The following is a 24440-nucleotide window of genomic DNA, read 5'->3' on the forward strand; positions in this document are numbered from 1 at the left end:
CACGCATCCGTCCGACGGCAGCGCCGCCCCGCCCGCCATGGCTGACCCGCTCACCCTGTGGCGCACGGCGCTGGCGGCGCTCGCCTTGTTCAACATCGCCGTCTGGTGCTGGAGCGCCCGGCGCGTGCAGCGTGCCGGTCTGCCCTGCGACGCCCGGTGGCAGGGCCTGCGCCGGCTGCAGCTGTGGCTGTCGGCCGGCTACGTGTTCGGCTGTGCCTTCCGCTCCGTCGTGCCGGTCTACGACATTCCCCGCCTCGCGATGGTGGACGCGCCCTGGTCCAGCGCGCTGGTGGGGCGCTCGGTCGCCACCGTGGCCGAACTGTGCTTCGCCGCGCAATGGGCGCTGATGCTCAAGGACACCACGCGCGGCGGCGGGCGGCCGCTGGCGCGGCTGGCGGCGCTGCAGATCGTGCCGCTGATCCTCGTCGCCGAACTCTGCTCCTGGTACTCGGTGCTGAGCACCTCCAACCTGGGCCACACCATCGAGGAAAGCCTGTGGGGCCTGTGCGCCACGCTGGTGGCGCTGTGCCTGCTCGCGCTGTGGCCGCGCGTGGTGCCGCAGCAGCGCCCGCTGCTTGCGCTGTGGGTGCTGGGCGCGGCGGCCTACGCGCTGTACATGTTCGCGGTCGACGTGCCCATGTACTGGCAGCGCTGGCTGGCCGACGAGGCCGCCGGCCGCGGCTACCTCACGCTCTCCGCCGGCGTGGCCGACGTGGCGGGCCGCGTCCATGTCTCCACGCGGTGGGCCGACTGGAAGACCGAGGTCGTCTGGATGACGCTGTACTTCAGCGTGGGCGTGTGGGCCAGCATCGGCCTGGTGCACGCGCCGCGGCTGCAGTTGCTGCCGCTGGCCAGCCGGCCCCGGCCATCGCCGAAAATCGCCGCATGACGACAGCCATTTATGAGATCAGCCTGATCCTGCCCGACCCACACGACCCGCGCCCGCGCAGCATCCGCGTGAGCGAGAGCTACATCCACCAGGAGAAGGACCTCAGCGCCGCGCAGAAGGCCGCCATCCTGGCGCTGCCGCCCGGCGGCACCTGGACCGGCCGCGCCATCCGCATCCAGCGCCTGGCTGACGCCGGCTGAGCCTACCGGGCCGTATCGGCCGCCTCCTGCACGCGCCGCTCGAAGGTCTCGGCGCAGCGCCGGTAGCCCTTGTGCTCCTTCTCGAACTTGGCCACCGCCTCGCGGTCGGCCGCCTCGAACACCTGGCCGATGCCCTGCTCCACGGGCTCGAAACCGCGGTGAGCGAACAGCAGCAAGCGGCGCGGATTCAGCGCCAGTTGCGCCTGCTCGAAGCTGCAGCCGCACACGTCGCGGCTGGCGCGCAGGTAGGCCATGGCCTTGGCGGGAAAGCCGTTCTCCTTGGACAGCCGGTTCAGCAGCAGTTCGTCCAGCGGATACAGCAGCGCGGTGCAGCGCGCCAGGTAGGTCTCGCGGTCGACCTCGATCTTCTGGGCCGCGGCCAGGCCGGGCAGGAGCAGCAGCAGGGCCGAGCAGGCCAGCGCGGGAATGGAGCGCATGGGCATCGTGGTGGCAGGTTCAGCGGCCGGCCATGGTAGTGCATGGCGTGGCACCGCCCTGCACCACCATCCCGCGCTACAGCTGCTACCATTTGTCAACAGGACTGGGACAAACAACGCCTGGATTTGATCCACAGGGTGGACGAAATCGCGCGTTCCGCGGCGTACAGCGCACACCGCCCGGCCAACAACCGCCCCGACGAGGAACCCGCCGTGCCCCTTGCCAAGACGCTGCTGGAGCAGTTCAACATCAACGAGATGGAGATCATCCGACGGATGGAGCTGCTGGACCTCAGCCAGCGCGAGCTCGACCTGCTTGCGGCCCAGCAGCCTCTCATCGAGCGCAAGCTGTCCTACATCGTCGCCAAGTTCTACGAGAAGCAGACCGCCTTCGACGAGATCGCGCTGCTGATCGGCGACGCCGACACGCTGGCCCGGCTGCGCGCCGCGCAGACGCGCTACATCCAGGACCTGTTCGCGGGCGACTACGGCCACGCCTACGTCAACGGCCGCTTGCGCATCGGCCTCGTGCACAAGCGCATCGGCGTGGAGCCCAAGCTGTTCCTGTCGGCCGCCTGCACGCTCAAGTACCTGCTGGCAGAGGTGCTGGCCCACGAGATCGACGACCGCGGCACGCTGCTGGAGGTGCTGCGCGCGCTCGACAAGCTCATGAACTTCGACAACGCGCTGGTCTTCGACACCTACATCGGCACCCTGCTCAGCGCCATGGAAAGCGCCAAGAAGCGCATCGAGACCTATGCCCACGCGCTGGAGCAGAAGTCCAAGATCCTCAGCACACACGCCGAACGCGACCCGCTGACCGAGCTCTACAACAAGCGCGGCATGACCATGGCGCTCACGCGCGAACTCAACGCCGCGCAGCGGCGCAAGAGCCAGGTGTCGCTGGTCTACATGGACGTCAACAAGTTCAAGTTCATCAACGACACCTTCGGCCACGCCAAGGGCGACGAGGTGCTGCGCGCGCTGGGCGAGGCCATCGCCAAGAGCTGCCGCAGCACCGATTTCGCCTGCCGCGTGGGCGGCGACGAGTTCTGCGTGATCCTGCCCGACGCCGCCGCCGACGTGGCCGAGGGCGTGGCCGGCAAGATCGCCGAGGCCTTCACGGCCCTGTTCCCCGAGTTCTCGGTCGCCGTCGGCGTGGCCGGCACCGGCCCCGAGCAGTTCATGACCGAGAGCGAGCTGCTGGAGGCGGCGGACAAGGCCATGTACGCGGCCAAGCGCGCTGTCTGAGCCGGCTCGCCGGCAGCGCTAAAAGCCCACCACCATGCGCCCGCGCGTGCCGCGCTCGCGCATGCGCGCCATGGCCTCGGGCAGCTGCGCGAACGGCAGCTGCTGCGCGATGCGCGCCAGGTGGCGCGGCCTGTAGTCGCTGGCCAGCCGCGCCCACACGGCCCGGCGCAGCGCCATCGGGCTGTTGGCGTTGATGCCGATCAAGCGCACACCGCGCAGGATCAGCGGCAGCACCGTGGTGTGCAGCTCGGCGCCGCCGGCATTGCCGAAGCTCGTGACGACGGCCTCCGGCGCCGCGCTGCGCAGCAGCCAGGCCAGCATCTCGCCGCCCACGGCGTCCACGGCACCGGCCCATTGCGCCTTGTCCAGCGCGCGGCCCGCGCCCGCCGCGACATCCGGCGCCAGCACGCGCGCCGCGCCCAGCGCGCGCAGATAGCCGTCGGCATCGCCCTTGCCGCTGACCGCCACCACCTCGTAGCCGCGCCCGGCCAGGATGTCGATGGCCACGCTGCCCGCGCCGCCGCTGGCCCCCGTCACCACCACCGGCAGGCCGCCCGGCGCCAGGCCGTTGTGCTCCATCCAGTGCACGCAGAGCGCGGCCGTGTAGCCGGCCACGCCCAGCGTGCCGGCCTCCTCGAGACTCAGGCCGGCGGGCAGCGGCAGCGCCCAGTCGGCGCGCACGCGGGCGTACTCTGCATGGCCGCCGTCGTGGTCCACGCCGATGCCGAAGCCGTGCACGATGACCGCGTCGCCCGGCGCGAAGCGCGGGTCGTCCGATGCCACCACCTCGCCCGCCAGGTCGATGCCGCCGATGCGCGGGTACTGGCGCACGATCTGGTTCAGGCCGGCCGCGGCCAGCGCGTCCTTGTAGTTGATGCTGGTGTAAGCCACGCGCACCAGCAGATCGCCGGGCGAGAGATCGGCCACGCTGAGCTCGACGAAGCGGCCGGACACGGGGCCGTCGGCCGCATCGCGGTGCAGGCGGAAGGCCCGGAAACGTTCGGGCAGCATCTCAATCGGCCTTCACATTGGCGGACTTGGCGACGCGGCCCCACTTCTCGGTCTCCGCCTTGATCAGCGCCGTGAACTCCGCCGGGCTGCAGCTCTCGGGCTCGATGCCCAGGCGCGCCAGGTGCTCGCGCATCTGCGGCGTGGCCAGTGCCTCGACCATGGCCTTGTTGAGCCTGGCCAGGATGGCCGGCGGCGTGCCGGCCGGCGCCAGCAGGCCCCACCAGGACGAGGCCTCCATGGGCACGCCCAGTTCGCCCGTGGTCGGCACGTCCGGCAGCAAGGCGCTGCGTCTGGCGGCGGCCACGGCCAGCGGGCGCAGCTTGCCGGCCTTGATCATGCTGTTGGTGGGCGGCAGGTTGTCGAAGCTCAGATCGATCTGCTTGCCCACCAGCGCCGCCACCGCCTCCGAGCTGCCCTTGTAGGGCACGTGCAGCAGCCGCGCGTCGGTGTTCGCGCGGAACAGCTCGCCCGCCAGGTGCGGGATGCTGCCGTTGCCGGCCGTGCCGTAGCTGAGCCCGTCCTTGGTGCTGCGGGTCTGGGCGATCAGGCCCTTGAGATCCTTGAGCGGCGACTCGGCATGCACCACCACATAGACCGGCGCCTTGGTGATCAGCGAGATCGGCGCCAGGTCGCGCTGCGCATCGTAGGGCAGCTTGTCGAACAGCACGGCATTGGTGGCCAGGTTGGCCGTGCCCAGCAGCAGCGTGTAGCCGTCGGGCGCAGCGCGCACCACCGCGAGCGTGCCGGTCTGCGTCGAGGCGCCGGCCTTGTTCTCGACGATGAAGCTCTGGCCGAAGACCTCCGTCAGGCGCTGGCCGATGGCCCGTGCCGCGGTGTCGGCGCCGCCGCCCGGCGCGTAGGGCACGATGATGCGCACGGGCTTGTCCGGGTAGTCGGCGGCCTGGGCGGGCGGCAGCGCGCCGGCCAGGGCCAGCAGTGCGGCAGCGGCGGCGCGGCGCGTGCATGCCATGGTGGTGTTCTGAATTCGCATGTCTGTCTCCTCGTGGTGGTTGTGCTCAGCGCAGGTCGTGCCCGGCGCGTGCCAGCGTGCGCTTGGCGATGTTGAGCTGGTGGATCTGGCTCGTGCCCTCGTACAGGCGGAACAGCCGCACGTCGCGGTAGAAGCGTTCGATGGCATGGCCGCGGATGAAGCCGGTGCCGCCCAGCATCTGCACGCAGCGGTCGGCCACGCGGCCGCACATCTCCGAGGCGAAGTACTTGCACATGGACGCCTGCATGGTCACGTCCTCGCCAGCGTCGCGCGCCCGCGCGGTCTCCAGGATCAGCGCGCGCGCCGCGTGGATCTCGGTCTGGCAGTCGGCGATCAGTGCCTGCACCAGCTGGAAGCCCGCCACGGCCTGGCCGAACTGCTGGCGCTGCGCGGTGTGGGCCACGGCCTCGTCGAGCATGCGGATGGCCGGGCCCGTGCACAGCGCGGCCAGGTGGATGCGCTGCTTGTTCAGCACCTTCATCGCGGTCTTGAAGCCGTTGCCGGTGTTGCCGGCGCCGCCCACGATCTGGTCGGCATGCACGCGGCACTGGTCGAAGAACACCTCGGAGACCGGCGAGCCGGCCTGGCCCATCTTGTCGTAGGGCTGGCCGGTGGACAGGCCGGGCGTCTCGCGCTCGACCAGGAAGGCCGTGATGCCGCGCGCCGAGCGGTCGTTCGCATCGGTGCGCGCCATCACCGTGAACAGCCCGGCGATGGGCGCGTTGGTGATGAAGCACTTGCCGCCGTTCAGCACATAGTGGTCGCCGTCGCGCACCGCGCTGGTCTGCAGCGCCACCGCGTCCGAGCCGGCCTCGGGCTCGGTCAGCGCGAAGCAGCCCGTCAGCTCGCCGCGCGCCATGCGCGGCAGGTAGCGGTCCTTCTGCGCGGGTGTGCCGTCGGCCACCAGCGCCTCCGAGCCGATGCCGGTGTTGGTGCCCACGCGGGCGCGGAAGGCCACACTGGCCTGCGACAGTTCCATCGCCGCCAGCACCAGTTCCTCGGTGGTCATGCCGGCGCCGCCGTAGGCCTCGGGGATGGACCAGCCGAAGTAGCCGCTCGCGGCCAGTTCGGCCACGAGGTCGTCGGGCACGGCGTCGAGGCGCTCGACCTCGGCCTCGCGCGGGATCATCTTCTCGCGCACCTGGCGGCGCACGCTGGCCAGCAGTTCGCCGAAGGCCTGGGGATCGCGGATCATGGGCAAGCTCCTGTTCAGATGACGTGGGCGGAACGCAGCGCGGCCAGGTCGCCGGCCGTGAGACCCAGCGCGCCGTAGACCGTGGCGTTGTGTTCTCCGCAGGCCGGGCCGGTGCGCGGCGGTGGCGGGTTGTGGCCGAAGCGCGGCACCGCGGCAGGCGCGGGCAGCGAGCCCAGCTCGGCGTCGGGCAGGCGCCAGAAGGCCTCGCGCGCCTGGAAATGCGGGTCGTCCAGCACATCTGCGATCGAATAGATCTTGCTGAAGGGCACGCCGTGCGCCTCCAGCAGCGCGGCCAGCCCCGCATAGTCCTGCGTGGCGAACCACTGCGCGATGGCACCGTCGATCTGGTCCAGGTGCCGCAGGCGCTGCGGGTTGCTCGCGAAGCGCGCATCGTCGGCCAGCCCGGGCTGCCCCATGGCCGTGCAGAGCCGGCGGAAGATGGCGTCCGACGAGCCCACGAGGGTGATCCACTGCCCGTCCTCTGTGCGGTAGATGTTGGATGGCGCCGTGTAGCTGGCCCGCGCGCCGGAGCGGCCGCGCACCTGGCCCAGGCATTCGTGCTCGGCCGCCAGCGGCTCCAGCACGCGCAGCAGCGCCTCAGTGGCCGAGAGGTCGACCTCGCGGCCCGGCGCCTGCGGCGCGCGCGCCCGCTCGGCCGCCAGGCTGGCGATGGCGAAGGCGCCGAACAGCCCGGCGATGGAATCGCCCAGCGGAAAGTTGATGTGCAGCGGGTTGCCGCCGGCCTCGCCCGTCAGGTGCGCCAGCCCGCCCATGGCTTCGAAGATGCGCGCGAAGCCGGGCCGGTCCGCATAGGGCCCGGTCTGGCCGAAGCCCGTGAGCCGCAGCACCGACAGGCGCGGGTTGGCTGCCTGCAGCGTGGCCCAGTCCAGGCCCCAGCGGTCCAGCGTGCCGGGGCGGAAGTTCTCCACCAGGATGTCGAAGCCCGCGATCAGCTGCAGGAACAGCGCCCGCCCCGCGGGCTTGCGCACGTCCAGCGAGATGCCGGCCTTGCCGCGGTTCAGCACCTTCCAGTACAGGCCCGTGGGCGCCAGGCCGCGCAGCGGGTCGTTGCCCTCGGGCAGTTCGAGCTTGACGACCTCGGCGCCCGCGTCGGCGCACAGCGTGGCGCCGAACGGCGCGGCCACCACGGTGGCCATGTCCAGGATGCGCAGGCCGGCCAGCGGGCCCTTGGTTGCATCGGTCATGACACTGCCTTTCGCAGTGTCCTGTGCTCGTTCGCTCGCATGCATCGTCTCCAGTCGTTCGGGATGAATCTGGTGCGCAGCTTAGGTTTGGCACCCACCCCGCGCCAATCCTTGTTTCGCTATATTGAACGCATGCCCGCCGCCGCCGACCCCCGCTACGCCAGCAGCCTCGCCCACGGCCTGGCCCTGCTCGACGCCTTCGCCGACGCGCCAGCCGGGCTGTCCAACAAGCAGCTGGCCGAGCGCACCGGCCTGTCCAAGGCCAGCATCTCGCGGCTGAGCACGCAGCTGCTCGCGCGCGGCCTGCTGCTGTTCGATGCCGGCACGCGGCGCTACCGGCTGGGCAGCAGCGCGCTGACGCTGGGCTACCCGCTGCTGGCCAGCCTGGGCGTGCGCCGGCTCGCGCGGCTGCCGATGAGCCAGCTGGCCGAGGCGCTGGGCGGCGCCGTCTCGCTGGCCATGCGCAACCACCACCACATGGTCTATGTGGAGACCTGCCGCTGGCACCAGCCTTCGGCCTTCAGGCCCGACGTGGGCGCGGCGCTGCCGCTGCTGGCCAGTGCGGTCGGCCGCGCCTGGCTGGCCAGTGCGGCGCCGGCCGAGCGCGTCCAGGCGCTGGCCGCGCTGCGCGGGCACGCGCCGGCCGAGCTGGCGGCCTGGGCGCCCGCGCTGGCCCAGGCCAGGCGCGACTTCGCACAGCACGGCCTGTGCTTCTCGCCCGGCCATTTCCAGAGCGGGGTGCACGCCGTGGCCGTGCCGCTGGACGTGCGCCTGGGCGGCGAACGCCTGGTGCTCAACTGCGGCCTGCCGGCCCGGCGCCTGGCCCCGGGCGAACTGGCCGGCCGCGTGGCCCCGCGGCTGCTGGCCCTGGCCCGGCGCATCGAGCAGGAATGGCGCGCCGAATCCAGCGGCGCGGTGCCGCCCGCTGCCGCCTGGCCGCCAGCACCCGCGCCGGCCCCACCGGTGCGCCGTGCCAGCGAGGACCCTGCCAACGCCGCCGCGCAGACGCTGGCGCGCGGGCTGGACCTGCTGGCCTGCTTCCAGCCCGGCGACGAGGTGCTGGGCAACGCCCAGCTCGCGCGCCGGCTCGGCCTGTCGCCGCAGACCGTGGTGCGGCTCACCTACACGCTGGTGCAACTGGGCCTGCTGCGGCGCGACCCGCTGGGCGGCAGCGGCTACCGCCTGGGCGCGGGCACCGTGGCCATTGCCTATCCCATGCTGGCCGGCCTGCGCCTGCGCGCGCTGGCGCGGCCGGGCATGCTGGCGCTGTCGCAGAAGATCGGCGGGGCGGTGTCGCTGGGCCTGCGCCACCAGGCCGGCATGGTCTACGTGCAGACCGCCTGGCGCACCGACGGCCGGCTGCTGCCACCGGACACCGGCGCCGTGATGCCCATGCTGGCCACCGCCATGGGCCGCGCCTGGCTCTGCGGCGCGCGCCCGGCCGAGCGCCGCGCCGCGCTCAACGAGATCGCCGTGCGCGACCCGGCCGCGGCGCGCCGGCATGCGGGCGTGGTCGAGCGGGCCATGGCGCAGTTCGCGCGCCACGGCCATTGCAGTTCACGCGATTTCCGGCCCGAGATCGAGGCCGTGGCCGTGCCCTTCGCGCAGCCCGTGGACGCGATCCGCTTCGTCCTCAACTGCGGCGTGCTGGCACCGCAGCCGCTACCCCCGCGCAAGGTGCTGGCGCTGGGCAGCGCGCTGACCGAGCTCGTGCACGCGCTCGAAGCGGCGCTTGCGACCTAGAAGGCTGTCGGGCTTGGGCATGGCGCCAGCTTGAAGTTGACGGTGTAGCGCGCCATGCAGGAGGCATGGGGCAGGCCAGAGCCGCTGGGCCGCAACTGCAGTTGCGCGTCGATCTGCGAGGGTTTTCAGGTCCGCGGCAGGCCATCCAGCCAGTGCAGCCGCTCGCGGGCGCCGCTCCAGAGCATGAGCCGCGTGTCCAGCCTGTCGGCCAGCGCCGGTGCCAAGGCCGCGGCCGTGCCCAGCCAGCGCAGGCGCCGGGCCGACAGCTGCACGTAGCCCAGCCCGTAGCGCCGCCCCAGCGCCTGCCACAGCGCGTGCGCGCCGGGCGACTGGCGCGCACCGCTGACCAGGCAGATGCCGCTGTCCAGCGCCCAGGCATAGACGGCCGTGGCGATGCCGCGGCCCTGGTAAGCCGGCAGGTAGCGCGAGTGCGGCGAGCGCACATGCGGGTCCACGGCCCGGCCCACTTCCACGAGCCGGTTCAGCACCGTGGTGCCGGCCAGGCAGCCGGCCGCCATGTCCTCCACGTAGACGTAGTGCTCGCCATCGGCCTGGCGGTGCCACAGCCGCAGCCCCTTCAAGGGGCCGGGCAGCAGCAGGCGGGTGGCCTGCAGCGTGCCGTCGGCCAGGCGGCCGTGCAGGCCCTGCAGCTCGCGCGCCAGGCCGTCCAGCGGCCGGTCCACGTCGATGCGCAGAAAGGTCCATGGGGCCAGGCAACGGCCCAGCCGTCGCAGCGCTTCGGGCAGCGGCCCTGCCGTCACCGGCGTGGCCGGCCATGCCAGGGCGGCGCTCATGGCAGCGGGCTCGCGTCGGCACGCTGCGGTGCCAGCACGGACGCGCCGCCGGGCGGCGCGCACCACGCCGCGCCCTGCGCGCCGTCCAGGCGCGCACGCGCCACCCGCGCGCCGGGCTCCGGCGTCGGCAGCCACAGCACATCGCTGGCCGCGCGCGCGGCGAGCTGCCGCGCCAGCGCCGGGCGCAGCAGGTCGGCCCAGCGGCTGCGCCGCGGCTTGCCCACCACCAGCAGCGAGGCTGCGCGGCTGTGCTGCGCATGCAGCAGCCGCGCCAGCGCCGGGCCCTGCAGCACCAGCGCCTGCCCGGCGGGCAGCCCGGCCTGCGCGAGCTGCCGGCCCAGCGCCAGCTCGGCCCGCCGCCTGGCGGTTTCCATCCACGACTGCACGCTGGCCACCGGCAGGTCGGCCGCGTGCAGGTGGCGCTGGATCGCCGGGTCCAGCACATGGCAGGCCATCACCCCGTCGGGCCGGCACAGCCAGCCGGCTGCGTGCAGCAGCGGGCCGGCGGCCTCGGCGTCCAGGCCCGTGGCCACCAGCGCGCTGCGGTGCGCCGTGCCCGCCGGGCGCCGCACCAGCAGCACGGGCACGCCCGCCTCGCGCAGCAGCCGCTCGGCCAGGTTCCCCTGCCACCAGGCCGGAGCCCCCGCCGGGCCCGCCGACGCCGGCAAGACGACCAGACTGGCCGCGCGCGCCTGCTTGTGCAGCAGTGCGCCGCCCTCGCCTTCCAGGTCTACCGCCACCTTGGGCCGCACGCCGATGGCGGCGGCCATGCTGCCAGCCAGGTCGCTCAGCGCCTCGCGCATGCGCACGGGCGGAGCACTGGGGCCGTGCCGCGAGGCGGGGTGCCGGTCCGGCAGCACCACCGGCGCCACCAGGCTCAGCGTGGCGCCATGCGCCCAGGCCAGGCGCGCAGCGCGCCAACCCGCCTGCACACCTGCGGCGGACGCATCGACAACGGCAAGGATCTGCCGCAACTGCATGGGAACTCCTTCATCGCACGGGGTGCGAACGCAACGACCACCCCCGGCGCGCGGACGCACTGGGGCCTTGGGGCTGTTGGGGCCCGGCGATCGGCAGCGAGGAAGGGGAAGTGCTTCTGGTGCGGACCGCCGGGCTCAGGAATGGCCGGCGGTTCGGCGCGGAGCGGCGCACCGGGCCAGCACGCTGCGCGCACGGCAAGGCCGGTCGGCTTGCGGGCGGGCGTGGTGGCGGGAAGACATGGGCGCGCAGTCTAGACGGCCTTGGCGCCAGCTGCGGCCATGGCCCCACGGTCCTTGCCAGATTGGCCTGCTGGAGCCCCGCTCAAGGGCTGTCGCCCGGCACGCGCCAGCGACTGGACAGGCGCCGCACCGTCGCCAGGGCGATCGTCTCGGCCGAGGGCGGAACCGGCTCGGGCCCGGCCCGCCCCAGCCCGGTGCCGCCCCCTCCTCAGCCCTCGCGCAGGAAGGCGATCAAGGCGTCGTTGAACTCGCGCGAATGCGAGGTGTTCAGCCCGTGCGGCGCGCCGGGCACCGTCACCAGCCTGCTGTGCGGCACGGCGCGGTGCGTGCGCAGTCCCGAGCCCGCCAAAGGCACGATGCCGTCGGCATCGCCGTGCAGCACCAGCGTGGGCACCGTGAGCTTCTCGAGGTCGTCGCGGAAGTCGGTGGTGCCGAACGATTCCATGCAGGCCAGCGCGGCCTGCTGGTCGGATTGGCGGCACAGCGCCACGGCTTCGGCGCGCTGCTGCTCGCTGACCTTCAGCTGCCCGTTGGCCGAGTAGAAATCGCGCGTGAACTGCTCGAAGAAGGCATCGCGGTCCTGCTCCAGGTTCTGCTTCATCTGCTTGGCCTTCTCGGGCGTGAGCGGGCCCTCGGGGTTGTCGGGGCCCTGCATCATGAAGGGCGGCACCGCCGCGGCGAACACCACGCTGCGCAGGCGTGCCTGGCCGTGGCGCGCCACGTAGCGCGCCACCTCGCCGCCGCCCATGGAGAAGCCGACCAGCGTCACATCCTGCTGCAGGCCGCATTCGTCCAGCACCTGGGCCAGGTCGTCGGCGAGCTGGTCGTAGCCGTAGCCGCCTGCGGGCTTGGCCGAGCGGCCGAAGCCGCGCCTGTCGTAGGCCACGACGCGGTAGCCGGCCGCGGCCAGCAGCGGCACCTGGGCCTGCCAGGCCTGGCCGGACAGCGGCCAGCCGTGGATCAGCACCACCGGGCGGCCGTTGCCGCCGCTGTCCTCGATGTGCAGGCCCACGCCCGTGCCGGCCATGGCCTTGCCTGTGGCCGCGCCGCCCACCGCGCCGGCGATGCCGCCGATGGCGCCGCCCACCACCACGCCGGCCGGACCACCCACGACCGCGCCGACGGCGGCCCCCGCCGCGGCCCCGGCCAGCACGCCACCGGCCGCGAGCGCGCTGCCGGCCTCGCGCGTGGCCTCGGCCGGCGGCAGCGGCTGCTGCGCACCGGGCCGCGGGTCTTGCGACGGCACGCCGTAGCCCGGGCGGGCCTGCGCCGCGAGATCGGCGTCGGCCGCTTCGGGCGGGGTGATGGGAGTCGGAGTCTCGGGCATGGTCTTCTCCTGGAGTTATGCCGGCGGGCCGGCAAGAGGCGGCCCGTCCACCACGGTTGTAGAAGCCCCGCCATGCCGCCGGCGCCGGCAGCCATACCCTTGCGCCGTGGGACGCCGCATGCCGCCGGCCGCGGGCCGGCGCGCCCCGTGGCTGGCGGCCAGCGCCGAGGCCGCACGTCGGCCAGCGCCTTGCCCAGGCGCAGCGATCTCCTCGCTTCACGGGCGCAACTTCTGGTGTTGCGGCAGTCCGCCGCTTTCTCCAGGCCAATGCAGGCTCGCGCATGGCTTGCGACCTGCAAGGCCTCGCACCGGCAGCCGTACCCCGAACGACGTCGTCCTATCCGTCCGTCAGGCGCTGCACCATCCTGCGCACGGCCGATGGCTGCAAGCCGCTGCGCGAGGCGTAGGCCGGCCCGGTGTAGAGGTAAGGCCCCAGTTGCCCCCACCAATCCCAGCAGCCCTTGGGGTTGAACGGGGACGCGCTGCTGCGTGCCACCTGTGGATACAGCACGATCAGCCGGTTGGTGTCGGCCCAGCGGTTGAAGCCACCGCCATCCACCACGGTGCGGCCCACGGCGCCAACACCCTGCATGCAGCCATGGAACACCACATGCACTGCGCAGCCGCGCCCATCTGCGGCGCAGGCCGCGGGAATGTAGACGAAACCCGTATCGCCCAGACCCGACGATTGGCTGGCGAACTCCCGTTGGTCGAACGGCCGCGCCGTGGCCGACAGCGCGACGGCGGGCCGCTGCAGCGGGCCGAGCAGATGGCGCAGGATCTCGCGCGGCTGGTCATAGGCCTTGCCGCCCACCGTGCACTGTTGGACATAGGGCGTGTTGTTGTCGCCGCAGCCGTTGCGGGCGCCCGGCACGATGAAGGCATGGCCGGACGGCACTCTGTCGTCCAGCCGCAGCCGGTGCGGCGGCACTCCTGCGGCGCGGTAGAAGCCGGCTGCGGCGGCCACCACGGCCGATGACACCGTCTTGTCCTGCGTGCCGCTGTACAGGTAGATGCGCTGTCGTGCAACGCCCGCCAGAGGATCGATCTGGTCGAGCGCCTCATAGGTCTGCGCGAGCCCCCAGCTTCGCACAGCCGAGGGCGAGCCCGTCATGCAGCCCCGCACATCGCCGCCCACCGTGACGGCGCAGCGGTAAGGGCCGCCTGCCACCACGCCCACCCCTTGCACGCTGGCCGAGAAGGCCACCGCGTACTGCACCGCCATGAAGCCGCCGGAGGACAGGCCCGACACCGTGGTGCGTCTGTCGTCGGCCCGCAGCGCCGGCAGCGGATCGGCCGCGCCGGCCAGCGTGGTGCCCCACAACAGCGCAACCAGGGCAACGCGGTACAGAGCATGGTGCATGGAGCTTCTCCTGCGAGAGCGAAGTCCATGGGACACGCAAATACGGTGCCGTGGCCGCTGGCCGCATCCAGTCGCCGCGCGTCGCCACGGCCCACCGCGCTGCGCCGCCAGCGGCCGCAAGCCACGCCGTCGGGCCACCGTCGCCGTCGCCGTCGCCGCCGCAGCGCCTCAGCGCGCCTTGCGGCGGCGCATCACCAGCAGGCCCGCCAGCGCCGCGCCCATCAAGGCGGTCGTCGCCGGCTCGGGCACGGCCGTCACCTCGACCGCATCCAGCGACAGGAAGCCGACCGGGTCGAAGAAATCGAAGCTCAGCGTCATGTTCTCCGCCGTGGTGAAGCCACTGAACTGGTAGACCATGTAGTCGCTCGCCACGGGATCGGTGATCGACAGCAGCGTCTTGCCGCCGAACGAGACCGTGAAGCTGCTCGGCATGCCGCCATCGGGCATGAACGCGAACGACAGGCTCCACATCTTGCCGATGCTGCCGACATCGATGGTCTGCGCGATCCCGCCCTGCGACAGGAAGGGGCCGAAGTAGGCGCTGCAGTTGCCCGCATACACGCTGGCGCCGGGCCCGGCGCACTGCACGCCGTTGAAGTCGGACTCACCGGTCTGCGCCCAGCCGGAGAAATCGCCGGTCTCGAACCCGCCGTTGGTGACGAGGTTGGCCTGCACCGGCGCCGCAAACACCGCCGTGGCGGCCAACGCGATGCCTGCAATCGACGAACCGATTTTCTTCATGCTCATTTCCTTCAGTAGACAAACAAAACTCGTGGGGGCTGCCATCACACCGCGGTGACCGTCACACGGCCGCCCTGGTAGGAGATGCGGTACTGCCGTCCGCCCGACTGGAAGCTCGCACCCTCGGGCAAGCCTGCGAAGGTGCCGAGGATGCTGGCGCCCTGGATCAGCGTGTAGCTCTCGCCCGGGTTGGGTGCCACCGCCGCCGACAGGCTCAGGCTGCCGCCGAGCGCCACGCTGCCCGAGGCCACCAGGCGCGAGGACACGCCACCGCCTTTGAGCGTGGCGGCGAACGCGCCGCCCATGCCGATCTTGGCCGTGCTGGCACGCAGCACGTCGCCAGCGGCCACCGTCACATCGGCCACCACGCCGGTGACGCCCGTAGCCTCGGCCGCGCTGACGCCCGGCGACAGCACGCCGCCGCTCATGACGACGATGGCGCCCGCCACCGTGCCCGTGCCGCCCAGCGTGCCACCGCTGGTGACCGTCACGCCCGAGCCGTTGGTGCCGACGACCGACAGCTTGCCGCCCGCCACCGTCGAGCCACCCGCATAGCTGTTGTTGCCCGTGAGGATCAGCGTGCCGCTGCCCGACTTCGTCAGCGAGGCCGTGTACTGGCCGCGGTCGATCTTGCTCTGGATGGAGGCCGCGCGCGCGTCCATCCATTCCTTGCGCCAAGCCACCGCGTTCGCATAGGGGATCTTGTCGTAGGTCTCCGGACGGCCGTTGGTGATGGCCTGGATGGCCGGGTCGTTCAGCAGGCCCTGGACCATGAAGGCCTGCGGGCTCAGCGTGCCGTTCTGGTTCAGCACATTGGGGCTGAAGGGGCCGGCCAGCGCGATGCCCTGCTGCTTGTAGCTGGCCAGCCATTGCCGGTCTTCCTGCTCGCGCTGCTTGATCGCGACCTGGCCGATGTCGTTGGACCAGACGTCCAGCGGCGCCTTGTTCATGGCGTAGACCATGGGGCTCAGGAACTGGCGCGGCCCGTGCACGCCCTTGGCCAGATCGGGAATGCCCCAGCCCCAGCGCTCGTCCGGCAGGCCGTCGGGTGCGGTCCAAGCGATGGATGCGCCGGTGGGCGAGGTCTGGCCGGTGCCCAGGAAGCGCGTGCCGTCCGACATCCGGTTGTTGGCCGTGGTCAGCATCACGTCACGGACCTGCTTGGCATCCATGTTCGGGAAGCGCGACAGCAGCACCCCCATCACCGCGGTGGCGACCGGCGTGGCCGGCGAGGTGCCGCTGGAGTTGGAGTAGTTGGTGTCGCCCGCGCTGCTCGTGGTGCGCACGCTGTTCGACGGGGTGGACACCGACCACCACTTGGCCAGCCCCGCCTCGTTGTAGCCGAACTGCTTGGTGTATTCCGGGTTGGCTGCCGTCGGCGGCTGCACCCCGCCCACGGCCACGAACTGGTTCTCCGCCAGCGGGTTGAACAGCGGGTACGCGGGCCGGAAGTACGGGTTGCTCCAGTCGTTGTTGCCGGCCGAGCGCACGTTGACCGTGCCGGTGACCTTGATGGCCTCCCAGATGGCGTCCATGAACGAGCGCCCCGGGTAGGCCGGGTTGTACTGGATGCCGCCGGCCGAGTAGGTCTTCTTGGTGAAGAAGTACTGGTACTCCAGATCCTTGAAGGTCTCGTTCGGGATCATGCTGGCCATCGCTGCGGGATTGGCGCTGTCCTTGCCGGCGATCTGGTACGCATTGGCCAGGTTGCCATTGGCGCCCAGATCGTTGCCCGACGCGTCGAACTGGGTGCGGTTCAAGGTCTGGACATACGAGCCCCAGCTGCTGTTGATCACCTGGGCGCCAGCGTCCACCAGGGCCTTGTTGGCCGTGTACCAGTACACGTAGTCGTGGAAGGGGCCGTGCGACTGCGTGTCGGAGCCGCCGGTCTTGGCCACGACCATCCTGGAGCCAAAGGCGATGCCGTGCTGGTCCAGGCCATCGCGGATGCCGGAGGTCACGCCTAGCATGCCGGTGCCGTGCGAGTAGTCGCTGGTGCGCGCCTGATCGCCATCGACCACGAAGGCCTCACCGGCCGTGAACGGGTTGCCCGGCGTGGGCGTGCTGCGGTAGCCGAAGCCCGAGGTGGCGTAGACGCCGCCGGCGCGCACCGGCGCGATCATGGTCGTCTGGAAGCCTTGGTGCGTCGTGCGGTAGCCCGAATCCATCATGCCCAGCGTGACGCCCTGGCCGAAGTAGCCCAGCGCGTAGGCCGTGGACGCGTTGACGGCGACGAGCTGCCACGGCGCAGTGATGGCCGTGCCACCGCCCAGCGAGCCGAAGTAGGTGCCGTACTCGGGCGTCTCCCAGCTGGCCTTGGCGCCGGGCACTTCCGCCGCGCTGCGTGCGACGAAGCCGGGGTCGCCCGGGTAGGACCACTCGTTGGCACCGGCCGGCATGGCCATCACGGCCAGCAGTGACAGGCAGGCCAGTTGCACCTGCATGTTTTTCAGTGCTGGTTGGGTGGGCCGTGGGCGCCGTGCGCGCGCTGTGCGCCGTGTGCCATTGCTGCAGATTCCTTGGTACATCCCTGATCCCTCAATTGACGTTGGACTTGGCGGGCTGCCACACGCAGCGGACATGCCGCGCACTGCCGGTGCGCGCATGCAGCCCTTCTGGAGGACAAGACCCTCGCCGTCTACAGCGCACGATCCGTGCCACCGGCAAGAGCTCGATTTGCGTGGCATGCCACCGGTCTGCACGGGCCGCCGCGCGTTGGAGAAAGGCCGCTGCGTGCGCGCGCCCGATGGCTGCCGGCACGAGCACGGCCAGAGGGACCCTGGCGACCGCAGACGCGGTGTCGAAAGACTTGGCCTGTCGGGGGAGGCTCAGGCCGGCGGTTCGATGGCAGCCGTCGACGGGCCTGGGCTGCAGACGGTTTTCCGAACGGCGGGCACTGTCGCGTTCGGCCACCCGAACGCAGGCGCGCGACACGCCGCCAAGCCACCGTTGCAACTGTCTGCAAGACGGTCGAAAGAGCGCGCTTTGACGTTCAAAAATCGCGCAGCTGGGCAGACCGGCACCCGTCGGCACGTCGGGTGCGGCGTGGCGTCTCAGGACCGCCTGCGCCACGCAACACGGTTGACACGCTGGCAAGCGCCCTCTCCACCAATTGATGGAAAACGCGCGCGGCTGAGTTTCAACGCCTGCGCAAATCCCTCTTAGGATTGTTTCAGAAGGTTTCTGAATCGACATTCTGTACGAGAGGGAGACGATGGGAAGACGGCGCAGATCCAGCACGGCCGACGATCTGATGGACCTCGTGGCGCTGCTGCCCTGGTGGGATGGCGTGGCGCTGGCGGCCGTAGCGTACAGGGTGCTGCATGCCGTTGCCACCCGCCCCTTACCTTCCGTGCAAACAGGCAAGCAGCTCAGCGACGCCCTTCCCTCCATGCTCATTCAGGGCCTCGCCACGGCCAGTACCTCATTCCCTTCGTTTGCCTGCTGGGCGCCCTGGCATCGTTCATGCGTCGGCGCAAGCGCAAGGCGCTGTTCGACACGACCTCCCAAGTATCTGGCGCTGATGCACTGCACGGCATGTCATGGCAGGAATTCGAGATGCTGGTCGGCGAAGGTTTCAAGCGGCGCGGGTACGGCGTGCGCGAGACGGGAGGCGGTGGAGCGGATGGTGGCGTGGACCTCGTGCTGACCAAGGGCGGGGAGAAGTTCTTCGTGCAGTGCAAGCTGTGGAAGGCGTTCAAGGTGGGTGTGGCCACGGTCCGTGAGTTGTACGGGGTCATGGCGGCGGAGGGGGTGGCCGGTGGCTTTTTGGTCACGTCCGGACGGTTCACGGGAGACGCTCGAACGTTTGCGGAGGGACGAAACATCCAACTGCTCGACGGGCTGGCATTGACGCAATTGCTGCGTGAAGGCCGCAGTGCGCAAGCGGCCAAATCCCCCACAGGTAAACCCGGTGTTCCTCACCCGGCCGCCGCGGACCTACAGCAAGCGCAGGCGACGAGCCACAAGCGACTCCGCGCGTCTATGGAGTCTGCTACCGAGCCCACCTGCCCGCGATGTTCAAAACCTATGGTTCGGCGGGTCGCGAAAAAGGGCGCGGCAGCTGGAAAAGATTTTTGGGGGTGCCCGGCGTACTCGACCGGATGCCGCGGAACGCGGGAAATCGAATGGCCGCAGAGTTTGGGCGATTAAGTACGGAGGCGCTTTTTCGTGAAGTTTTTCCTTCCGCCCTCGGCCAAGCGGACATTGCTGAGCTGGGCCAACGTTGCGGCGCATGCTCAATTTTCGAGCAGAATTCGCAGACAATCCATATATAACGTGGGCGCCTGACTACAGGCCCACAACAATCGGAGCGATGCCGCATGCACGAGGTACTTGATGACGTTTGCGAGTCACTCGACGCGCTTTCGAGTTTGATTCTGAAATCGTGGACAGATGACAGAACACTCGCAGAAGTCTACGGCTGGCACCACCCGGCTATCACAAGACACGATATCTCCGCCAAGCCGGCGGAACTGGCCTCCAAGATTCGTTTGGCTAATGTCAATGAGGTAGATGCCAAACTGTCAGCGCGTCTGCAAGACGCTCCTCGCAGGCTCCAACTTCTGCATCCGACGACAGTTCCGCACTTATTTAATGGCAACGCTCATCAGGCCCTACAAGCTCTCACAGAGACCTTGAATTGGCTGTCCGATCTCTTAGACCCGATATTTGGTTGGCAAACACTGCAAGACAACAAAGCGATGCCCGCTCCTATGGCGCGCCGCTTAAGAGGAATTCAAGCCGACATCGACGAATTGGTGCCTAACAAGGATCGCCTGCAAGAACAGATTAGGCAGATCCAGGATGCGACCGACGCGGCTGAATCTCTCCCAACAGATATGCAAAGTCTCAAAGAGGCGCGAAACACAATTAATCGTCTATCTGAACCGCCCCGTATTTTGAGGAGGCTCCAACTTTTGAGAGGATGGAGCCATGAGGAAGTCAGTGAAGTTTTCGCCCGAGGTACGCGAGCGCGCCGTGCGCATGGTGTTCGAGCACCGCGGTGAGTACGAGTCGCAGTGGGCGGCGGTGGTGTCGATTGCCGGCAAGATCGGCAGCACGCCGCAGACGCTGCTGAACTGGGTGCGCCAACAAGAGCGTGACACGGGCCAGCGCGAGGGCGTGACCACGACGCAGACGCAGCGCATGAAGGAGCTTGAAAGGGAGAACCGCGAGCTGCGCAAGGCCAACGAGATCCTGAAGCTGGCCAGCGCGTTTTTCGCCCAGGCGGAGCTCGACCGCCGGCTGAAGTCGTGAAGGCGTTCATCGACGCGCATCGCGCCGCGCACGGGGTCGAGCCGATCTGCAGGGCACTGCAGGTCGCCCCGTCGGCGTACCGGCGCCATGCGGCCCGCCAGCGCCACCCCGAGCTGCTGTGCGCCCGCGCGAAACGCGATGCGGTGCTGATGCCGCAGATCGAGCGCGTGTGGCAATCGAACCTGCGGGTCTACGGCGCCGACAAGGTCTGGCACCAGTTGCAGCGCGAGGGCGTCACGGTGGCCCGCTGCACCGTGGAACGACTCATGCGCCACATGGGTCTGCGCGGCGTGATGCGTGGCAAGGCCGCACGCACCACGATCAGCGACGCCAAAGCGCCTTGCCCGCTGGACCGGGTCAATCGCCAGTTCAACGCGCAGCGGCCCAACCAGCTTTGGGTGTCGGACTTCACGTACGTGTCCACCTGGCAAGGCTGGCTGTACGTGGCCTTCGTCGTGGACGTGTTTGCGCGGCGCATCGTGGGCTGGCGCACGAGCAGCTCCATGCGGACGGACTTCGTGTTGGGCGCACTGGAGCAGGCGCTGTACGACCGTCGTCCGCAGCGCGAAGATGCCCTTGTGTGCCACTCCGACCGCGGATCGCAGTACGTCAGCATCCGCTACACCGAACGGCTTGCCGAGGCCGGCATCGAGCCCTCCGTGGGCAGCAAGGGCGACTCCTACGACAACGCGCTGGCCGAGACCATCAATGGGCTGTACAAGGCCGAAGTCATCCATCGGCGCAGTGCGTGGAAGACCAAGGAATCGGTAGAGCTGGCGACGCTGCAATGGGTGGCCTGGTTCAACCACCAGCGCCTGCTCGAACCCATCGGGTACGTGCCACCGGCCGAGTTCGAGGCCAACTACTATCGAACTCTTGAGCAGCAGGCCATGTCGGCCTGACTCAAGCCAACGGGCCTCCGCGAATTCCGGGGCGGTTCAATCAACCGAATCTGCCGAGCTTTACGGAAAAATTGACGAACGACACAAGGATGCGGTTTCGGCGGTAACGCAGATGAATAGTCGACAAGTAGAGGCTGACAAGCTAGTTCAGCAATGCGAAGAAGCCTATCGAATTACCACCACGAAGGGTCTTGCAGCGGCGTTTGATCAACGCGCCACGCGACTCGGTTGGTCAATGTGGGTTTGGGTATTCGGCTTGCTTAGCGCGCTGGCGATTGGCGCCTACCTCGGGTCTCATCGCGTAGAACTGCTATCAACTGTGATTGCAGAAAAGGAACCTCACTGGGGCGTTATCTGGATGCATATCGCTCTCTCTGCACTCAGCGTCGGTGCGCCGTTGTGGTTTGCTTGGCTGGCAACGAAGCAGATCGGCCAACGCTTCAAGCTAGCTGAAGACTACGGATTCAAAGCGTCAGTCGCAAAAGCGTATGAGGGATATAAGCGCGAAGCCGCGCGCATTGATGAGGCGTTCGAGGCGCGTCTTTTCGCGTCGGCTCTTACTCGCTTAGAGGAAGCCCCGTTACGACTTGTGGGCAGCACAGACCATGGAAGCCCATGGCATGAATTGGTGAGCTCCCAAGCCTTTCAAAAGGCAATTACCGTAATCCCGGAATTAAAAGACAAGTTTGTCGAAGTCGCCAAGGAAGGCTTCTCTCAGGCCGGAAAGCTTGGAAAGAGAGCGACAACAGAAACGCCATCAAAAGGGGAGTAGTTCGCACACGGGGTCCTCCCCTTCCATCGAGAGGACACACCTCGTCAAGCCGTGTCATGCCTCTCACTTCAAACGTTGTGCACCATAGAAAGTCCTGATGCGGCTATCAAAGTCTCTCTGCGCGGTTGTTGGAGAGGTGCTCGCGAGCACCGGCTCACACGCGTCTCTCGAAGAGCTCTTTATATCTTCGGGCGCAACCGGCGAACCACCGAACCTCTCTCACGGCTCAAAGTGGAAGAGCTGGTTGTTCCGTTGTGGCCAAGACCAGAACGTGGACAGCCTTACGTTGCTCGGAAATCTTCTCGAAGAGTTCATGGATCTTCCGCCGAAGGATCCGGAGTACCTACCCGACTGGAGAACAAAGCGCGCGCGAGTCGACGCCGTGCTGGAAGAAAACGGCCTTCGATACTTTCGATTTGGTCGCGTGCTTCCTCAAGGCAACACGCCGGAAGATAGGGAACGCCCATTGCGCGCGACCACCGTTGCACCGCAGCCAGCGAAGCCCAGTAATGTCGAGGAACTTCTTGAAGTCGTAGTTCGAGGGCTGCGGCGGGCTATGCATCCGTTGACACACCGTCGGAAGGGATCCCAGCCGCTGTACTTTGGCAGTGAGTACGACGTGCAAGATCTCTTGCACGCTCTGCTGCGTCCCTGGATTAGTGATATCCGCCCGGAAGAATTCACACCCAGCTATGCCGGATCAAGCACACGCATGGACTTCCTTTTGCCCGCACATCAGCTGGTGATAGAGACAAAAATCGTTAGAGATCGTGCACATGCAAAGCGAGTGGGCGACGAACTCATTATCGACATCGAACACTACAGGAAGCATCCTGAATGCAATAAACTCTGGTGTGTCGTCTATGACCCGGACGGTCTCATAACGAACTCGCCAGGCTTGAAGGCCGACTTAGACGGGAAACGAAAAACTGCGGGCGGGGATGTTAACGTCAAGACATTCATTCTTTGATCTCTTGAACTACCATCCCTCACTTGCGCGGACGCCTTCGGCACCGAAGAATTTATGCGTGAGGCATAACGTCAATATCCTTCTTCAAGGAGGGATGCAAATTTAAAATTTATTGATGAGCCGAATTTTCAAGGTCTTGTGGTCTTGAAATGGGCTGCCAAATCGGATCTCCGGCACCACCGATGGCGATCAACACCACGCAATCAGAAGCGCATTTAAACTCAAACAGCAAAAAATTCACATGAAAAAAGACGATCCCCAAGAAACAGAACACCAGAAAATTGCGCAGGAAATTTTATCTCTTATCAAGAATAAAATCTCAACTTCCGACATTTTTTCGAGGGCTTCGCGCTGGGTTCGCCAAGCCCATCCTTTCAGCACTTGGGATGTGGCCAAAGCGGTTTCAAACGACCTTGTAAACAACGAGCACGTGGTCGATGAAATCTTGAAATTAGCCACCCTACAGCGGAATCCGACATACGAGATCGCTACCAAAAACAGCAACAATTCTCCTGACGACTCTGTTCAAGACAAGTTTGACAATCCTCTTTCGAGCGAAGATCGAGCTAAAAATCAAAGGTATCTTCAGATTATTTCTTTGAGCGCAAAAAATCGAGCAGAAAGCCTAACCGATAGGGCAGACTTCTATCCTGTCTTTGCCACTGTACTTACAGCCGCATCGGCAGTTATTTTTTACTTCAACGATGATTTGGTGAAATATGTTGGGTCAGCAATCACGGTCGGATTTATCATCAACGCAGTAACCGTTCGACTTCGAACAAAAACACAGATTGCGGAGCTAAAGATGCTGGCGAACGTGCTGGACCTTGTAGACAAGCGCTTTCCAAAATCTCCATAGCCGCCCATCCTGATTTTCTTCATTTAAGTCGGCGAGTTGTAAATTTATCCACCAATATTTGGGCTCTTATTTAAAATCTGGCCCCTCCCACAATCTACATTTGTTAACTGCGCCATTCTGCCTGTTGGCATTTAGTAGACCTGCGGGGGTTGGAGATCAACTTGGGCAACCAATATAAGACTGTCACGCCGCCATGCTCGAAGCAAATGACAACTGCAGTCTTGAAGAACAGGATGTTGCAGCAGCTTGCTTGGGCCATCACGTCGTCAATTTTTTACGTTGTCATCACTATGCATGGCTGAACCCTTCGATCCAAGCTGCTTCGTAGTCGCACCGCGTAAGCAGCTATGCCGCTGCCTTTGAGCCAGTAAACGTAACGCCACAAGGTATTGCATCACCTCGCCCGCGCCATCCCCTCCACCAACGCCCTCCCCCCCAACCCCAACGGCCTCTCCCGTGACCACACCACGTCCACGCAGAGCGCCATCCCGTTGTCCAGCGTCTTGAGCGGCAACGCCACCAGCCTCCCGCGGTCCAGCCGCTCCTGCACCAGGCTGGTCGGCAGCCAGCCCCAGCCCAGGCCGGCTTCCAGCAGGCCCATCGCGGCCTCGGGGCTGTCGGTGTGCCACACGTGGCGGCCGAACACCACGCGCGGGTCGGCCACGCCGCCGTCGCGGCCCGCGATCACGATCTGGCGCGTGTTGGCCAGCTGCAGCGCGCCCAGGCCGCCCGGCTGACCGGCCTCCTGCAGCAGCGCATGGCCGGGCGCCACCACGGCCAGCAGCGTCTCGTTGCCGACCTGGCGGAAGGCCTCGCGCCCGTCCAGCCGCGGGCGCTCGAACACCAGGGCCAGCTGCGCGCGGCCCGTGTGCAGCATGGCCAGCGCGTCGGCCTGGGGCGAGACCAGCACCTCCACGTCCAGCAGCGGGTGCTCGGCCGCCAGCTGCGCGAGCGGGCCGGTCCAGCGAGACGACAGCAGCTCGGGCGTGATGGCCAGCGTGAGCCGCTCCTCCAGCCCCTGCGTGAGGGCCAGCGCATGCGCGTCCAGTGCGCGCAGCTGCTGCGCGATCTGCCGGGCCTGCGGCTCCAGCGCGCGTGCGGCCGCCGTGGGCCGGGGCTCGCGGCCGCTGCGGTCGAACAGCCCGATGGCCAGCTCGGCCTCCAGGTTGGCGATCGCCATGCTGACGGCCGAGGGCACGCGGCCCAGCGACCGTGCGGCGGCGGAGAACGAACCCTGGTCGAGCACGGCCAGGAACAGCAGCACGTTGTCGGAAGTGAACAGCATGGGCTGCAATCTATCAGCTGCGCTGA

At 68.1% G+C, this 24440-nt stretch carries 21 protein-coding genes, 1 pseudogene and 1 other annotated feature; of the genes and pseudogenes, 10 read left to right on the forward strand and 12 right to left on the reverse strand.

From position 1 onward, the window contains the following. Window positions 1-37: 37 nt before the first annotated feature. Together ACSQ4M_RS26365 and ACSQ4M_RS26370 are read left to right on the forward strand one after the other, a co-directional pair. Complete coding sequence (locus tag ACSQ4M_RS26365) at window positions 38-889, forward strand: hypothetical protein (protein WP_436192355.1); 852 nt, start codon at window positions 38-40, stop codon at window positions 887-889. Next, window positions 886-1089, forward strand: coding sequence for a hypothetical protein (locus tag ACSQ4M_RS26370; protein ID WP_436192356.1), 204 nt, complete (start codon window positions 886-888; stop codon window positions 1087-1089). Before ACSQ4M_RS26365 ends, ACSQ4M_RS26370 begins: the two co-directional genes overlap by 4 nt. A 2-nt stretch (window positions 1090-1091) precedes the next feature. Here the strand turns inward: ACSQ4M_RS26370 and ACSQ4M_RS26375 are convergent, their stop codons facing one another. Continuing rightward, the gene (locus ACSQ4M_RS26375; RefSeq protein ID WP_436192357.1) at window positions 1092-1532 is read right to left on the reverse strand and encodes a hypothetical protein; all 441 of its coding nucleotides are present in this window, start codon (window positions 1530-1532) and stop codon (window positions 1092-1094) included. A 207-nt stretch (window positions 1533-1739) separates the two neighbouring features. Between ACSQ4M_RS26375 and ACSQ4M_RS26380 the strand changes: the two genes are divergently transcribed. Beyond that, complete coding sequence (locus ACSQ4M_RS26380; RefSeq protein WP_436192358.1) at window positions 1740-2777, forward strand: GGDEF domain-containing protein; 1038 nt, start codon at window positions 1740-1742, stop codon at window positions 2775-2777. Between the two features lie 18 nt (window positions 2778-2795). On the opposite strand, the gene ACSQ4M_RS26385 is transcribed toward ACSQ4M_RS26380, so the two are convergent. From ACSQ4M_RS26385 to ACSQ4M_RS26400, 4 genes are read right to left on the reverse strand one after another with little or no spacing between them, the layout of a single operon-like run. Further along, a complete protein-coding gene (locus tag ACSQ4M_RS26385) occupies window positions 2796-3788 on the reverse strand; it encodes an acrylyl-CoA reductase family protein (RefSeq protein WP_436192359.1) in 993 nt (330 codons plus the stop codon). Between the two features lies 1 nt (window position 3789). Continuing rightward, on the reverse strand, window positions 3790-4779 hold the full coding sequence (locus tag ACSQ4M_RS26390) for a tripartite tricarboxylate transporter substrate binding protein (RefSeq protein ID WP_436192360.1): 990 nt from the start codon (window positions 4777-4779) through the stop codon (window positions 3790-3792). Window positions 4780-4804: 25 nt separating this feature from the next. Next, window positions 4805-5974 (reverse strand): acyl-CoA dehydrogenase family protein, encoded by a 1170-nt coding sequence (locus ACSQ4M_RS26395; RefSeq protein ID WP_436192361.1) that lies wholly within the window; start codon window positions 5972-5974, stop codon window positions 4805-4807. 14 nt (window positions 5975-5988) lie between these two features. Next, a complete protein-coding gene (locus ACSQ4M_RS26400; protein WP_436192362.1) occupies window positions 5989-7179 on the reverse strand; it encodes a CaiB/BaiF CoA transferase family protein in 1191 nt (396 codons plus the stop codon). A 132-nt stretch (window positions 7180-7311) separates the two neighbouring features. Between ACSQ4M_RS26400 and ACSQ4M_RS26405 the strand changes: the two genes are divergently transcribed. Beyond that, window positions 7312-8922 (forward strand): IclR family transcriptional regulator, encoded by a 1611-nt coding sequence (locus tag ACSQ4M_RS26405; protein ID WP_436192363.1) that lies wholly within the window; start codon window positions 7312-7314, stop codon window positions 8920-8922. 125 nt (window positions 8923-9047) lie between these two features. Here ACSQ4M_RS26405 and ACSQ4M_RS26410 read toward each other — a convergent pair whose 3' ends face one another. From ACSQ4M_RS26410 to ACSQ4M_RS26435, 6 genes are all read right to left on the reverse strand, one after another. Beyond that, the gene (locus ACSQ4M_RS26410) at window positions 9048-9716 is read right to left on the reverse strand and encodes an N-acetyltransferase (protein ID WP_436192364.1); all 669 of its coding nucleotides are present in this window, start codon (window positions 9714-9716) and stop codon (window positions 9048-9050) included. Then, window positions 9713-10696 (reverse strand): universal stress protein, encoded by a 984-nt coding sequence (locus ACSQ4M_RS26415; RefSeq protein ID WP_436192365.1) that lies wholly within the window; start codon window positions 10694-10696, stop codon window positions 9713-9715. The genes ACSQ4M_RS26410 and ACSQ4M_RS26415 overlap by 4 nt, the downstream gene beginning before the upstream one ends. A gap of 448 nt (window positions 10697-11144) precedes the next feature. Continuing rightward, a complete protein-coding gene (locus ACSQ4M_RS26420) occupies window positions 11145-12263 on the reverse strand; it encodes an alpha/beta fold hydrolase (RefSeq protein WP_436192366.1) in 1119 nt (372 codons plus the stop codon). Between the two features lie 337 nt (window positions 12264-12600). Next, the gene (locus tag ACSQ4M_RS26425; RefSeq protein WP_436192367.1) at window positions 12601-13626 is read right to left on the reverse strand and encodes an extracellular catalytic domain type 2 short-chain-length polyhydroxyalkanoate depolymerase; all 1026 of its coding nucleotides are present in this window, start codon (window positions 13624-13626) and stop codon (window positions 12601-12603) included. Between the two features lie 168 nt (window positions 13627-13794). Next, complete coding sequence (locus tag ACSQ4M_RS26430; RefSeq protein ID WP_436192368.1) at window positions 13795-14367, reverse strand: PEP-CTERM sorting domain-containing protein; 573 nt, start codon at window positions 14365-14367, stop codon at window positions 13795-13797. A 44-nt stretch (window positions 14368-14411) separates the two neighbouring features. After that, complete coding sequence (locus ACSQ4M_RS26435) at window positions 14412-16811, reverse strand: S8 family serine peptidase (protein ID WP_436192369.1); 2400 nt, start codon at window positions 16809-16811, stop codon at window positions 14412-14414. A gap of 770 nt (window positions 16812-17581) precedes the next feature. On the opposite strand from ACSQ4M_RS26435, the pseudogene ACSQ4M_RS26440 reads away from it, so the two are divergent. The 6 genes and pseudogenes from ACSQ4M_RS26440 to ACSQ4M_RS26465 all read left to right on the forward strand — a co-directional run bounded on the left by ACSQ4M_RS26440 (window position 17582) and on the right by ACSQ4M_RS26465 (window position 23129). Further along, window positions 17582-18519, forward strand: a pseudogene (locus tag ACSQ4M_RS26440) (restriction endonuclease). 170 nt (window positions 18520-18689) lie between these two features. Beyond that, window positions 18690-19376 carry a hypothetical protein gene (locus tag ACSQ4M_RS26445; protein WP_436192370.1) on the forward strand — a complete coding sequence of 229 codons (687 nt, stop codon included), beginning with the start codon at window positions 18690-18692 and terminating at the stop codon, window positions 19374-19376. Then, window positions 19303-20528, forward strand: a protein-coding gene (locus ACSQ4M_RS26450) for an IS3 family transposase (protein WP_157086564.1) whose coding sequence is annotated in 2 segments (ribosomal slippage) — window positions 19303-19591 and window positions 19591-20528 — 1227 coding nt in all. Because the reading frame shifts where the segments join, the coding sequence is not laid out codon by codon here. Before ACSQ4M_RS26445 ends, ACSQ4M_RS26450 begins: the two co-directional genes overlap by 74 nt. Continuing rightward, window positions 19581-19697 (forward strand) — a sequence feature (AL1L pseudoknot). It overlaps the preceding gene by 117 nt. 112 nt (window positions 20529-20640) lie before the next feature. Further along, entirely contained in the window at window positions 20641-21300 is a 660-nt protein-coding gene (locus ACSQ4M_RS26455) for a hypothetical protein (protein WP_436192371.1), read from the forward strand. Between the two features lie 271 nt (window positions 21301-21571). Then, window positions 21572-22270, forward strand: a complete 699-nt coding sequence (locus ACSQ4M_RS26460; RefSeq protein ID WP_436192372.1) for a hypothetical protein — start codon at window positions 21572-21574, stop codon at window positions 22268-22270. A gap of 241 nt (window positions 22271-22511) precedes the next feature. After that, window positions 22512-23129, forward strand: coding sequence for a hypothetical protein (locus ACSQ4M_RS26465; protein WP_436192373.1), 618 nt, complete (start codon window positions 22512-22514; stop codon window positions 23127-23129). Between the two features lie 394 nt (window positions 23130-23523). Here the strand turns inward: ACSQ4M_RS26465 and ACSQ4M_RS26470 are convergent, their stop codons facing one another. Then, window positions 23524-24414 (reverse strand): LysR family transcriptional regulator, encoded by an 891-nt coding sequence (locus ACSQ4M_RS26470; protein ID WP_436192374.1) that lies wholly within the window; start codon window positions 24412-24414, stop codon window positions 23524-23526. Window positions 24415-24440: the final 26 nt, after the last annotated feature.

Origin of the sequence: Pseudorhodoferax sp. LjRoot39 (assembly GCF_964253035.1) — a bacterium.
GTDB lineage: Bacteria > Pseudomonadota > Gammaproteobacteria > Burkholderiales > Burkholderiaceae_C > Pseudorhodoferax.